This window comes from Streptomyces sp. SID14515 (assembly GCF_010548505.1).
In the GTDB taxonomy this organism is placed as follows: domain Bacteria; phylum Actinomycetota; class Actinomycetes; order Streptomycetales; family Streptomycetaceae; genus Streptomyces; species Streptomyces caviscabies.
Map to the genome: position 1 here is coordinate 170,289 of NZ_JAAGMH010000143.1, position 13,037 is coordinate 183,325.

The window sequence follows — 13,037 nt, forward strand, 5'->3', positions numbered from 1 at the left end:
AAGGTGAGTGCTGATGCTCACTTCGACCGCGAATCGGGATTTCCACCCATCCTTTCCATCCTTCCCGTCCTTCTGGCCGCGCGTACGCGAGTACGCCGTGCCGGCCACGATGATCGAGACTGCGACCGCCCGCCGTGAGGCCGGGGACTGGGCAGGAGCGTGCGCCGCAGCAGGCGTCGACATCGACTTCCGCCTCCGTTCCGTGGTGCGCAGCCACGGTCGGGAACTCGCCGCCCGGATCCGGGCGGACCTTCGCCATCTGGCCCCCGACCTGCTGCGCTGGCACCTGCCGAGGATCGCCCCGCACGGGCTGCTGCGCCCGGGGCTGACGATCGCGCTGGCCCGCTACGACCCACCCGAGCGCGACGGGCCGAGCCCCTTGCGTCTGGTCGTCCGGACCCCGCCCGCCTGGGCGGACGCCGGGCAGCGGATCAGTCTTGCGCTGTGGGACGGGTCGCACACCGAACCGGGCGCCCGCCGTCACCCCCATCCGCATCCGAACCGCCGCTACCGTCTCGACCTGCACCGGCATCTGTGGGATGCGCGCAGGGTCGATGAGCTACGGACCCGTTGTGGTGCTGACGCCTCGTCAAGCAGCCCTGCTGCCCGGGGTGTCGACCCGAATCTATGGGGCGTCGTGCCGCCGGATCGCCGTTGCGCCGTCGAACGGTGGGCGGCGGAGGCGGCGACCCTGCTCCGTGCCGAGGGGCTGGGGCCGGGCGGAACGGTGAGCGTGCGGCTGGGCGGTCGGCGGCGGCTTCTCCTGTACGTGGACGCCGGGGAGGAGGGCGGCCGCGGAACGGAAGTCGCGCGGATCGCAGCCGTGACCCCGGACCCGGGTGCGTCCACCTCGCCGGTGCTGCCGGACGCGGCCACCTGGGTGCTGCCCGACCTCGATCTGCTCCGTACCGGGTCGATCGAGGCCGGTCAGTTGCACCCGCTGGTCGCGCGGGCCCTCGTGCCGGATCCGCCGCCGCCGGGTCCGGTATCGGCTCGCCCCCGTACCGGCGGACCGGCCGGAGCGCCGCGCCTCGTGGAGTGCCGGGGGGCTCAGCACCGGATCGGCCTGGTCGAAGGGGCGCTCGCTCCACTGGACCACGACCCGGCCGAGATCCGGCGCGAAGAACTGCTGGTCGCCCTGACCGGCACTCCGTTGCCCTGCCTCCAGGCCATCGACGAGGCGCACCGGCGACCGGACTGCCTCACCGGTGTCCGGGAACGTCTCGACCACGGGGACATCGCCGGTGCGCTGGCCGTCGTCGAGGGGCTGCTCGGGCCCGGAGCGGTGCTGAGGAGCGGTCCTCTGCGGGACGAACTGGAGGCCGCCGCGCAACGGCGGATTACCTACGGGCTGTTCCGCGCCGACCTGCTCGGGCCCGGCCCCATCCGCCGCCGTTCGGATCCTCGCCGCCCCGTCGACCCCCGTCCGCGCCGGGCACAGCGCTCGCGTCACACAGCCGTCCGCTGAACCCGGGGTTTCGGGGCCCGTCGACACTGCCTGCTCCGTGACCTGTTCCCGCCCTCACCCTCACCCTCACCCTCACCCTCACCCACGCCCGTACGCGCCCATGCTCATCCGCCCTCTCGCATACCCTCAGGTGATCACCCATGCTCTCGAACAGCCCGTCCGCTCCTGCGCTCGCGAACTCCGCTCCCGCGCTCACGGAATCCGCCTCCGCCTCCCAACTCGCCGTCGCCGACACGCTGATGAGCCTGCTTCGCGACACCACCACCGAGCCGCGCCCCGACATCCAGCTGGAGGCGCTGGCCCTGGCGGTCTCCGCCGATCTGCCCGTGCTGCTCTGGGGTGAGCCGGGGATCGGCAAGACCGCGGCCCTCACCCAGCTCGCCGCCTCCCTGGACCTGCCGCTGACCACGGTCATCGCCAGCGTGCACGAGCCGTCCGACTTCTCCGGGCTGCCCATCGTCGGCGACGACCCCGCCGAACAGGGGGTGCCGATGGCCCCGCCGGACTGGGCCGTCCGCCTCGTACGGGCGGGGAAGGGGCTGCTGTTCCTCGACGAGCTGTCCACCGCGCCGCCCGCCGTGCAGGCCGCGCTCCTCCGTCTCGTACTGGAGCGGCGCATCGGCGCCCTCCAACTCCCGCCCGGTGTAAGGATCGTGGCCGCCGCCAACCCGCGCTCCTCGGCGGCGGACGGGTGGGAGCTGAGCCCGCCGCTCGCCAACCGGTTCGTCCACCTCCAGTGGACCCACGACCACGAGGTCGTCGTACGCGGACTCGCCGGCACCTGGCCCCGCGCGACGCTGCCCCGACTCGACCCCGAGAAGCTGCCCGAAGCCGTGGGCTTCGCCCGGCGCGCGGTGTGCGGGCTCCTCTCCGCCCGGCCCACGCTCGTCCACCGGCTGCCCAGCACGGAGACACGCCGAGGCGGCCCGTGGCCCTCGCCGCGCAGCTGGGACATGACGCTGAGCCTGATCGCCTTCGCGACCGCCGCCGGATCCTCCAAGGAGGTGCTGTCCTTGCTGGTCAGGGGCACGGTGGGGGATGGCCCTGGGCTGGAGCTGCTGGCGAGCCTGGACCGGATGGACCTTCCGGACCCCGAGGGCCTCCTCGCCGACCCGGCGGGGGCGGTCCTGCCCGAACGCGGCGATCTCCGCCAGGCCGCGCTGGACGGGGTCGTCGCGGCCGTCCGTACCCGCCCGGACCGGGCCCGTTGGGACGCGGCGTGGGCGCTGCTCGTCCGGGCGCTGGAGACCGGAGCCCCGGACCTGGTGGTCGTTCCCGCCACGACGCTCGCCGCGCTGCGCCAGGAGGACTGGGACGTACCGGCGGCCATCGAGCGGCTCGCGGGCGTCGTGTCCCTGTCCGGGCGCGCGGACCGCGCGGCGGCCCGGGTCGCCGCGAAGGCCAAGTCCCCGGCGACGGTGGGCCGATGACGACGACGGAAGCGCCCGGCGCGCTCGACCTGGACAAGCTCTTCGCCGCCCGACTGCAGGCCGCCCGCGCCCGCCCCTATCTGGCGACGGCGCTGTTCGCCCTGCACACCGTGGAGTCACGGCGGGTGCCGACCATGGCCGTCGACCGCCACTGGCGGTGCTACGTCTCGCCGTCCTTCGTGGCCCGGACCCCGGTGGAGGAGCTGGCCGGGGTCTGGGTCCACGAGGTGTCGCACCTGCTGCGCGACCACCACGGGCGCAGCGACCGGGTCGCCCGGCAGCGTGGGCTGACCGGCCCGGGGGAGCGGCTGCGGATGAACATCGCCGCCGACTGCGAGATCAACGACGACGTGTACGGCGACGGCCTGGCCCGCCCGAAAGGCATCATCTACCCGTCGACGCTGCACCTGCCGCGCGGCGAACTGATGGAGGACTACCTGTACCAGTTCCGGCTCGGCCCGCGCACGCAGAACCTCGCCTGGCTGGACTGCGGAAGCGGCGCGGACGGGCTGGAGAGGGAATGGGAGTTGGGGCCCGACGGCGCGCACGGGCTCAGCGCGCACGAACAGGACGCGGTCCGTTTCCGGGTGGCGCAGGGCATCACGGGCCGGCCGGGAAACGCCTCGAAGGGGTGGAAGCGGTGGGCGGAGGAGGCGTTCCATCCTCCGCAGCCCTGGCGGGACTTGCTGGGCGCCGCTCTCCGCTCGGCGGCCTCGGGGCCCGGCGCGGGGGAGGACTACACCTACGGCCGTCCGTCGCGTCGCTCCACCGGACTGCCCGGCGTCGTCCTGCCGAGCCTCCGACGCAGACCGCCCCGGGTCTCCGTCGTCATCGACACCTCCGGCTCGGTCAGCGACGCCGAACTGGGCAGTGCCCTCCTCGAAGTCGCCGCCATCTCCCGCGCGGTGGGCGGCCGCCGCGACCTGGTCACCGTCCTCGCCTGCGACGCGGCGACCCGCGTCGTCCACCCGCTGTGCCAGGCCGAGGGCATCCCGCTGGTGGGCGGAGGCGGCACGGACCTGCGTACGGGCTTCGCCAAGGCGCTGCGGTCGCACCCGAGGCCCGACGCCATCGTCGTCCTGACGGACGGTCAGACGCCTTGGCCCGCCCAGCAACCCGCGTGCCGGACCGTCATCGGCCTGTTCGCGCGTCAGAGCAGGAGCCGGTCGTACGACGAGGAGGACCCCGACTACGTTCCGGACAGGCCTCCGGCGTGGGCGCGGGTCGTGGAGATCGGTTGAGGCCACCGCCAGGCGGCAACAGGCTCTACCCGGCGCGTTCGCGCGGGTGGCGATGTAGCGTCAGGCGCCCTTAAGCGCTGTCACTCCGGATCGTTCCGGATGCCCTGGCACGGGGGCCGGTGAATACATTGCGCACCAGCGGAACCATCGGCATCGGGCGTTGGTTCGACCACGGGAAGGAAGCGTGCGTAGACGTGCGCAGTACGCGAAAAATCCTGGCGGGCGGGGCTGTTGCCCTCGCCGCCCTCGTGTCCCTCGTCCAGGCGCCGGCCGCCCTGGCAGCCGCCGCCCCGTCCGCGTCCTCGTCGGCCCCGGCCGACGCCGTGGCTCTTGTGAGCCCGTACGACGCCCAGTCCTTCAAGAACCAGGCCACGGGCCGGTGCATCGACGACACCGACAACGGCTTCCGCACCTGGAGCTGCAACGAAAGCAATGCGCAGAAGTGGAACGTCATCTCCTGGAACGACGGCACGCGCCAACTGCGGAGCGTCAACACGGCCCGCTGTATGGAGGACACCGCCAACGGCTTCCGCACCGTGCAGACGTGCAACTCCAGCCCGGAGCAGAGCTGGTGGGTCAAGGTCTGGAACGACGGCTCGATCCGGTTCCAGAACCAGGCCACCGGCCGGTGCATCGACGACAGCAGCCTGGGCTTCCGCACCTGGGCGTGCAACGACACCGCGTTCCAGAGCTGGTTCTGATACCGGTTCGACGAGCTGACCGACCCGCACCATGAACCCTCGCGACAGGAGATCACGTTGAACGACCAGCAGCCGCCCACCCGCAGGAACCTCCTCCGGGCCGTCGGAGGGGTCTCCGCGGCCCTGGCCCTCGGTGGCGCGGGCGTCCTCGCGTCGGCGTCGTCGGCGACCGCGGCCACCCGGGGAGCCGCGGCCGGTGACGGCTTCGGACTGCGCATCGTGGACCGCATGGAGCACGACCCCCGCATGTGGTACTACCGGTTCGAGACCGCCGCTATTGGCTGGGCGCCCGCCGTCAACGTCCTGCTCCCCGACGGCTACCACGGAAGCGGGCGCACCTACCCGGTCCTCTATCTGCTCCACGGCGGCGAGGAGGACTTCATCTCCTGGGACCGCAGGGAGATCCGTGCGATCACCGCGGGCAAGCCGATCATCGTGGTGATGCCCGACGGCGGACGCGCGGGCTGGTACTCCAACCCGGTCAGCACCAACGTCGGCCCCCGCAACTGGGAGCACTTCCACATCGAGCAGCTGATCCCGTGGATCGACGCGAACTTCCGGACGTACGCCGAATTCGACGGCCGCGCCGTCTCCGGCTTCTCGATGGGCGGCTTCGGCGCCCTGAAGTACGCGGCCAAGTACTGGGGCCACTTCGCCTCCGTGAGCTCCCACTCCGGCCCGGCCAGCCTGCGCGGCCCCGTCGCCGGAGTCAACGGCGCGGTCACCCACTGGGCCAACGCCTCGTCCGCCGCCGTCGAGCTGGGCGGCGGCACCATCTACGGCGCGCCGTTCTGGGACCAGGCGAGGGTCACCGCGGACAACCCGATCGAGCGGCTGGAGAGCTACCGGGGCAAGCGGATCTTCCTGGCCGCCGGCACGAGCCCCGACCCGGTCAACTGGTTCGACACGTTCAACGAGGTCGGCGTGCTCCAAACCCAGCGGGAGTTCCGCGGCTTCCTCGACCGCGCGGGCATCCATCACGAGTGGCGCGAGCGGGGTGGTGGCCACTACGTCGACCGCCGCATCTTCGAGGACGACCTCAACGGCATCATCGGCCGGCTCCGCAAGGCGTAGCGGCGGACAACGGAGCCCCGGCCGCGGCCGCGGCCTCGGCCCCTGCCCTCGCCTCGGCTTCGCGGCCGGGGCGCGGGCGGGGCGCTCGCCCGCGTACGAACGCACGGGCGCACCTGCGCTGCGGAAGGAACGCTCACGTCAGCCCGACGAGCCCCACCAGCTCCGCCAGCGCCCCGGCCAGCGTGTCGAGCCCCGGCCCCGCGGGGCCGCCCGGCTCGCTCATGTACGTGTCACGGCGGATCTCGATCATCAGAGCGCTGACCCGGCGGTCCGTTCCGTAGTGCCGGAGCGGAACGTACGTACCGGCGAACGGGGTGTCGTGCCCGATGCCGTCGCGACCGACGAGGCCGCCGAACGCCTTCTCCGCCGCCGCGAGGAGCCCGGGCGGGGTGTGGAACGGGTCGGTGCCCAGGCAGACGGGTGGGCGGGGGCCCGTGCCGTGGAGTTCGTAGGGGAGGGGTGCGGTCGGGTACGAGTGGACGTCGATGATCACCGCGCGGCCCGCGGCGGCGAGGCGCGCCTCGACCGCCGCCGTCATCGCTTCGGCGTACGGGTGGAAGTACGCCGCCAGCAGCGGGCCCGGGTCCGTCTGCGGCGGGCGGAGCTGTTCGCGGTGGGTGGTGCGGGTGTAGACGGCGCCCATGCCGACGGCGAGCATCTCCTCCCGCTCGTCCGGGAAGCGCTCGGGGTCGACGACCAGCCGGGAGAGGTTGTTGACGAAGCGCCACGGGGTCGACGGTGCGGTCCTCGCCGCCGCGGCGGCCAGTTCGGCGGTGTGGGCGTCGGTGATGTGGTCGAGCTCGCGTTCCAGGGCGGCATCGTCCAACGTGATGCCCGCGCGGACCTGTTGAGGGAGGTGACGGGAGCCGTGCGGTACGTGCAGGAGGACCGGTGAGTCGGCAGCCCCCGGGATGAGCGTGAACGGCTGCTGCGGATCACTCACGGGTACTCCTTCGGTGTGCTTCGTTCGTTCCCGCACCAGCATCCCCGACCGCCCCGCCATCCCCGACCGCCCCGGAAGCCGCCGGACGGCCGCGCCGTTCTCCTGGCAGCCCGTCCAGCAGATACCGTTGATCCTTGTGATCGGTCGCGGCGGTGCCCGGGAGGGGTGCACCGGGCGAACCGGCGGGAACAGGGGGCGCACCGCATGCTGGATCCCATATCGATGGCCGCCATCACGGCCGTCCTCGGCGCTGTCGGGTCGGGCGTGGCGAGCGAGGCGGGCAAGTGGGCCTGGGAAACCGCCGGCGGGCTGGTACGGCGGATGGCCGGACGCGAGGTCGTCGCGCCGACCCGGCCGGAGGACCGGGAGGCCGTGGCGCGGATCATCCACGACAGTGTGCACAGCGACCCCGAACTCGCCCGGACCTGGCACACGTTCGCCCGCAGCGTGCAGACTACGGGCACCACGATCGGACGGCCCAGGCTGCCCGCTTCCGTACGCTTCTTCACGGACCGGAAGACGGCGATGAGGCTGCTCGACCGCGAGGCGGGCCGCAAGGCGGACGGCCGCCCCCGGGTCGCCCTGCTGTACGGGGACGACTCCATGGGCACCAGCGCCCTCGCCGTGCACTGGGGCTGGCGGGCGGAAAGCCTCTTCCCGGACGGACAGCTCTACGTGGACCTCGGCCGCCGCGGCGCGGGCAGCGCTCACACCGCCGGCAGCGCCCTGCGGGAACTGCTGCGCGGGCTCGGGCTGCGCGACGAGCAGATCCCGGCCTCGGAGCCGGAGCGCGTCGACGCCTTCCGCCGTATCGTCGCGGACCGCAAACTGCTTCTCGTCCTCGACCACGCCCGGTCCGCCGCGCAGATCTCACCGCTGCTCACCTCCGCACCCTCCGTTCTCACCCTGGTCGTGGCCCGGCGCCCGTTCCCCGGCCTCGACGCGTTCCCGGTGCCCGTCGGGCCCCTCAGCGACCGGGACGCGGCCCGCCTGCTCACCAAGATCGTGGGCAAGCAGGTCATGCGCTCGGCCCGTGCGGCGCTCCCCGCCGTGCTGGCACGCTGCGGCGGATCGCCGTACGCCCTGCGCGCCGCCGCGCCCCGACTCCTCGCCCCCGGACCGCTCACCGCGACTGCTCCGTCCCCACAAACCCATCACGAACCGACGGGAGGCCTCACCATGAGCGACAGCGACCCGATGCGTACGGCCGCGGAGGACGCCTACCGGCTGCTGAGGCCCGACGCGGCCCGGCTCTACCGCCTCATGGGGCTGCGGCACTGGCCCGCCTTCGACGCGGAGGCGGCGGCACAGGTCGCGGGCATCGACACCGACGCCGCCGAGGAACTGCTCGGCACGCTGGCCGACGCACTGCTGCTGGAGCACACCGACAACGGCCGCTACCGCTACCGGCCCGCCGTACGCGCCCACGCCGAGGAAATGGCGTACCGCCAGGAGGGCATCGCCGGCTGCTCGGCGGCCACGACCCGCGCCGTGGAGCACTATCTCCGGCTGTCCGTGACGGCGGCGCGGGCCGCGCTTCCGGAGAGCTGGCGGGTGCCGGACGCGGTGGCCGACGGCCCGGGCGATGTCTACGAGGGGCGGGGAGACGCCGTGGCGCGCCTCGCTGTCGAACTGCCCAACCTCGTCGAAGCCGTCGCGACCGCCGAGGAGTTCGGAAAGCCGGACACGGTGGTGACGCTCTGCCGGACCCTGTGGCCGCTCCAGCTCAAGGCGGGCCACCACGAGGAGCTGCTCCCGGCGCTGCGGACCGGGGCGGCCGTCGCCGACGCACAGTTCCCCGGCAGCCGGGCCGCAGGCGCTCTTCACGCACAACTGGCGCACACACTCGGAGAGTTGCAGCTCGGAGACGAGGCCGGTGCGGAAGCGGCGGCGGCCGCGCGCGACGAGCGGGAGGCGGGGCACACCCGTGGGCTGGCCTCCGCGATCGAGTTCCTGGGGCTGCTGCGGCTGCGGCAGTGGCGCTTCGCGGACGCGTACGACTGTTTCGACGAGGCGTACGCCGTCCTCGACGGCATCGGCCCCGACGACGAAGGCGCGGCGGACGTGCCCCGGGCGCGGGCTCTGCTGGAACGCCACCGGGGCCGGGCCCTGCGTGGCCTCGGGCGGCTGGGCGAGGCCCAGGAGCACGTGGAGCGCGCGCTGACCGCCTTCCGGGCGCGCGGCGAGGCGTACAACACCGCCCGCGCTCTTACGGACCTGGCGGAGATCAGGCTGGCCGGTGAAGAGTCCGCCGAGGCGCTGCCGCTGGTCGACGAGGCGATCAGGATCCTGTCCGAGGAGAACGCCGACCAGCACGTGGAGTATCTGCGCCGCTTGCGTGAGCGGTGCTCCGGTCGGCGGGAGTAGCAGGAGGAGCGGGGCGGGGACGCTGCCGCGTTCCGCCCGTCGCGGGCTCGTCCGGCTCGGCCGTGACCAGCACGTCGTGGGCGGTGCTGCCGGTGCGGACGGTGAGGCCGTCCGCGACCAGCGCGGCGCGGGTCCTGCCCGCCGCGAGCCAGGCGTGCACCGCCGACGCGTAGATCGAGGGGTCCGCGTCGGCCTCCGCTCCGGCGGTGAGCCGGAGCAGGGCGCCGTCGCCGGTCCGGACGACGCAGGACGAGGGCCCCGTGACGTACGCCGCGAGCGCGCAGTGCGGGTGCCGGGTCAGCACCTCGGCGGCCCACCGGCCGGGTGGACCGAACCGCTGGTCGTCCGGGGAACCGTCGCGGAAGACGACGTCGGCCAGGGCGAGTTGGCCCGGATCGCGGGTGTCCTCGTGAACGGCGAGGTGGGCGTCCCCCTCCCCGGCAGGCTCCCGGGCGGGGTCGGCGTACCGGGTCACGACGACCTCCGGCCCCGCGAGGAAACGGGTCAGCACCCACAGGGGAGCCGTACGGGGAGCGGGCTCCGGGACCGGCAGCGGCAGCGGTTCGAGCAGGGCGGGGCCCGACGGCTCGGGGGCGGCCATCAGTTCGTAGAAGGCACGCCGTAGCCGTACCGCCGCCTCGCCGGGCACGGAGGACGTGAAGCGCATCGGGCCCGACTGCGGGACATGGCCGGCGATCAGTGCGTCGACCTGGCCGCGCAGGGGCGACCGGGCGTTCAGCCTGGGCGCGGTCCGGATGAAGTCGGCGATGGGGGCGTCCGGGTCGAGACCGTCCAGAGGCGCGGACCCGAGGAGCACGGGGGTACCGAGCGCGGCGGCGTAATAGGTGACCGAGCCGTGGTCCCCGATGACCAGATCGGCCGCGATGAGGACCTGGCGCCAGTCCTCCAGCGGGTCGACCAACGCCAGGCCGCTGCGCCTGGCCCGGTCCAGCCAGGCCCTGATCTGGCCGGGGCCGTGACCGTGCCAGATGTTCGGATGGAGGACGGCTGCGACGCGGTACTCATCGGCGGGAAGTTCCGAGGTGAGCCGTGGGAGCAGTGCGGGCAGCACATCGTCACCGGATCCGCACCCGCCTCCGCCGCCATCACCCAGCAACGACTGAGGGCTCCAGGTCGAGTTGAGCAGCACGAGACGCTGCCCGCCCCGCACGCCGAGCGCCCTGCGGAACCGCTCGCGGTACGGGCGGGCCGCCAGCATCCGGTCGAAGCAGGGGTCGCCCGCGAGAACGGCGGTGGGCAGCGCCTCGGGGCAGGCGGCGGCCAGCCGGTCGAACTGTTCCGGGTGGGAGAGGACGAGGGCGTCGGCAAGGGGAGCACCCTCCGAGAGCAGCCAGTCGGGCGAGAGCCCGAAGACGGGCGGAAGGACGCTGCGAGGGCCTTCGCCGCGCCCGACGCCTGCGAGCCGATGTCCGGCGATCGGTGCCGCCAGCCTCTTGGTATAGCCGATACCGTGCGAGAGTACGACCAACGGCCCCTGAATCGCCTGGAGTTCGCCGCCGAAGCTGGCCGAGATCGCCAGGTCCACCGGCGTCGCGAGGGCCTGTTCCCACGGCAGTACGGGCACCCCCGTGTCCGCGAGCAGGTCGGCGATGCCCGAGCGGAACGCCGAGGACCCCGTGCAGGTGGCGAGGAGCTGGACGCCGAGGTCGTCGTGGAACAGCGGCAGGACGTCGAGCAGGCGGGTCGCCGAGGTGACGTTGTGGACGACGAGCAGCACGCGACGGCATCGCACCCGCGTGGCCCAGCGTGCCGCGTCGTCGCCGACCGGCACCCGTATCCACTGGTCCTGACCCTCGTCCATACCGGCCCTCTCGCGCTTCCGGACACAAGCGCTGGCCACGATATATCGGCAGGAGCCGGGCGATGCCGCCGTCCCCTCCGGCGCGGGGCGGAAGGGGACGGCGGCGTCAAGGTGCGGCTACCGGCCGGAACCGATCACCGGGTAGTGGTCGGAGAGGTTCGTGTACGTGTAGTTCGTGCCCCAGCTGGACACCGTCCAGGGGGCGCTCTCCTCCTTGATCACATCGTTCTTCCAGCCCGACGGCTTGGCGTGGCCCGCGCGGTGCAGGACGTGGTCCAGGTCCTCGCGCGGGTCGTCGGGGTAGCGCTCGGAGGCGATGGAGTTGTCGCGGGTGTCGAAGGAGTACGGGTGGCCCGTCCGGGCGTCCGGTGCGGTGAGGCCGGCGTCGGAGAGGAACGAGGCGTACTCGGCCGAGTGCCCGTCGACGTTGAAGTCGCCCGCCACGACGACCTGTTCCGAGGCCGGTATGTTCTTCGCGTCGAGGAACGCGTCCATCTGCTTGAACTGCCGGCTGCGCATCTGCGCCGCCTCGCCCGCCGAGCAGCCGGGGTCGGTCGACTGGGCGTGGGTGCCGACGACGTGGACCCGGGCGCCGTTGACGTTCAGCACCGCGTACGCGAAGCCCTTGTTCGAGAACCAGTCGCCGCCGCACGCGTCCTTGAAGACGAACTGCTCCTTGCGCACGATCGGCCACTTGCTCAGGATGGTGACGCCACCGTCCTCCGGCGTCGCCGCCGCGTACGAACCGCCCGTCGCGTCCCAGCCGCTCTTGCTCCGGCCGACCACCGGGGTCTGGTGGGGGTACTGGGCGGCGGCGTTCCGCAGCAGCGCGTCGGAGGAGCTGTTGTCGAAGGCCTCCTGGATCACCACGACGTCGTTGCCCTGGAAGAACGAGGTCTTCGGGATCTCGGCCGCGCGGTGGTCCTGGCCCCAGTTGGGGTAGAGGTTCTTGCTGAAGAGGAACGCGTTGTACGAGAGCACCCGCAGCGCGGGGGTCTCTGCAGCCGCTGCCTGCGGTGTGCTCACGGCGAGGGTGACGGATGCGAGAGTGGCGGACAGGGCCACGCCGGTCAGACGGCGGAAGGCGGTGTTCGGCACGGAATCTCCTGCGGGTCGGTGGGGGGCGTACCGGGTGCCACCCATCAAAGCAGCGGCAGTTACCCACGGGTAGACATCGGGTGGCACGAGTCTGTCCGGACGGCTGCCATCCGGATTCCCGGACCGGGCACGCCGCCTACCGGTCGAGGGCGCCGTACACGATGAGGTTGTCGACCGGATGGCCCTCCGCGTCGAACTCCCCGTCGCAGGTGATGAGCCGCAGCGTGCTGTCCTTCGTCGGGCCGTAGACCTTCTCGGTGGGGAACGCCTTCTTGCTGACCGCCTCCTTGCCCGTGACCGTGAAGCGCAGGGTCTTCCCCCTCCCGTCGCGGACCAGCACCTCGGCGCCCTCGCGGATGTTCTTGAGGTCGTGGAAGACGGCCCGGCCGAAGCGGGTGTCGTTGTGGCCGATCAGTACGGCCGGCCCCGGTGCGCCGGGCGTGGACCCGCCGCTGTACCAGCCCGCCGTCATGCCTTTCTCCGCGGGCGGGACCTCGACCGTGCCGTCCGCGTTGAGGCCCAGCTTCATGAGGGTGCTGCGTACGTCGATCGAGGGGATGGAGACCTCGGTGGGAGCCGAGCGCTCCGGCTCATCGGCCCGTGGCGGCGCGGTCGATCCGGAGCCCGACTCGTCCCGCGCCGACGCGGAAGGGGAAGCGGCGGTGGTCGCGGAGGGCTCGGCGGACGAGCATCCGGTCAGCGCGACGCAGGCCGCGACGGCGGTCGACAGGGCGGCGGTCCGCCGGAAGCGGTGGGGCGTACGGGATGGCGACGGCGACTGCACAGAGGGCTCCGGAATCGGGGTGAGGTGGCGAGGGGAGGAGCGGGCCGGGCGGGGCGTGAGCGGGCGTGGCGCCGCCCCGGTGCGGGGCGGCGCCACGGTCAGCGGTGGT

Annotated in this window: 10 protein-coding genes; 6 read left to right on the top strand and 4 right to left on the bottom strand. The window is 73.0% G+C overall.

What is annotated here, in order from left to right:
* The first annotated feature begins 13 nt into the window (after positions 1-13).
* The 5 genes from G3I54_RS34935 to G3I54_RS34955 all read left to right on the top strand — a co-directional run bounded on the left by G3I54_RS34935 (position 14) and on the right by G3I54_RS34955 (position 5,914).
* Complete coding sequence (locus tag G3I54_RS34935) at positions 14-1,468, top strand: hypothetical protein (RefSeq protein ID WP_164620892.1); 1,455 nt, start codon at positions 14-16, stop codon at positions 1,466-1,468.
* Positions 1,469-1,608: 140 nt separating this feature from the next.
* Complete coding sequence (locus G3I54_RS34940) at positions 1,609-2,898, top strand: MoxR family ATPase (RefSeq protein ID WP_164620894.1); 1,290 nt, start codon at positions 1,609-1,611, stop codon at positions 2,896-2,898.
* Complete coding sequence (locus G3I54_RS34945; protein ID WP_164620896.1) at positions 2,895-4,139, top strand: VWA-like domain-containing protein; 1,245 nt, start codon at positions 2,895-2,897, stop codon at positions 4,137-4,139. The genes G3I54_RS34940 and G3I54_RS34945 overlap by 4 nt, the downstream gene beginning before the upstream one ends.
* A gap of 194 nt (positions 4,140-4,333) precedes the next feature.
* Positions 4,334-4,840 carry an RICIN domain-containing protein gene (locus G3I54_RS34950; RefSeq protein WP_164620898.1) on the top strand — a complete coding sequence of 169 codons (507 nt, stop codon included), beginning with the start codon at positions 4,334-4,336 and terminating at the stop codon, positions 4,838-4,840.
* Positions 4,841-4,897: 57 nt separating this feature from the next.
* Positions 4,898-5,914, top strand: a complete 1,017-nt coding sequence (locus tag G3I54_RS34955; protein WP_164620900.1) for an alpha/beta hydrolase-fold protein — start codon at positions 4,898-4,900, stop codon at positions 5,912-5,914.
* A gap of 133 nt (positions 5,915-6,047) precedes the next feature.
* On the opposite strand, the gene G3I54_RS34960 is transcribed toward G3I54_RS34955, so the two are convergent.
* Complete coding sequence (locus tag G3I54_RS34960; RefSeq protein WP_164620902.1) at positions 6,048-6,857, bottom strand: N-formylglutamate amidohydrolase; 810 nt, start codon at positions 6,855-6,857, stop codon at positions 6,048-6,050.
* A gap of 204 nt (positions 6,858-7,061) precedes the next feature.
* On the opposite strand from G3I54_RS34960, the gene G3I54_RS34965 reads away from it, so the two are divergent.
* Positions 7,062-9,224 (top strand): tetratricopeptide repeat protein, encoded by a 2,163-nt coding sequence (locus G3I54_RS34965; RefSeq protein WP_164620904.1) that lies wholly within the window; start codon positions 7,062-7,064, stop codon positions 9,222-9,224.
* Here G3I54_RS34965 and G3I54_RS34970 read toward each other — a convergent pair.
* From G3I54_RS34970 to G3I54_RS34980, 3 genes are all read right to left on the bottom strand, one after another.
* Entirely contained in the window at positions 9,139-11,046 is a 1,908-nt protein-coding gene (locus G3I54_RS34970) for a hypothetical protein (protein ID WP_203687641.1), read from the bottom strand. The two genes, G3I54_RS34965 and G3I54_RS34970, sit on opposite strands and share 86 nt — an antisense overlap.
* A 117-nt stretch (positions 11,047-11,163) precedes the next feature.
* On the bottom strand, positions 11,164-12,144 hold the full coding sequence (gene sph, locus G3I54_RS34975) for a sphingomyelin phosphodiesterase (protein WP_164620906.1): 981 nt from the start codon (positions 12,142-12,144) through the stop codon (positions 11,164-11,166).
* A gap of 136 nt (positions 12,145-12,280) precedes the next feature.
* Positions 12,281-12,874, bottom strand: a complete 594-nt coding sequence (locus G3I54_RS34980; protein WP_203687673.1) for a class F sortase — start codon at positions 12,872-12,874, stop codon at positions 12,281-12,283.
* Between the last annotated feature and the right edge of the window lie 163 nt (positions 12,875-13,037).

What these genes read in the sequence shown, in the direction of transcription:
- G3I54_RS34935 (WP_164620892.1), top strand. Translation starts at nt 14, where the DNA reads ATGCTCACTTCGACCGCGAATCGGGATTTCCACCCATCCTTTCCATCC.
- G3I54_RS34940 (WP_164620894.1), top strand. Translation starts at nt 1,609, where the DNA reads ATGCTCTCGAACAGCCCGTCCGCTCCTGCGCTCGCGAACTCCGCTCCC.
- G3I54_RS34945 (WP_164620896.1), top strand. Translation starts at nt 2,895, where the DNA reads ATGACGACGACGGAAGCGCCCGGCGCGCTCGACCTGGACAAGCTCTTC.
- G3I54_RS34965 (WP_164620904.1), top strand. Translation starts at nt 7,062, where the DNA reads ATGCTGGATCCCATATCGATGGCCGCCATCACGGCCGTCCTCGGCGCT.
- G3I54_RS34970 (WP_203687641.1), bottom strand. Translation starts at nt 11,046, where the DNA reads ATGGACGAGGGTCAGGACCAGTGGATACGGGTGCCGGTCGGCGACGAC.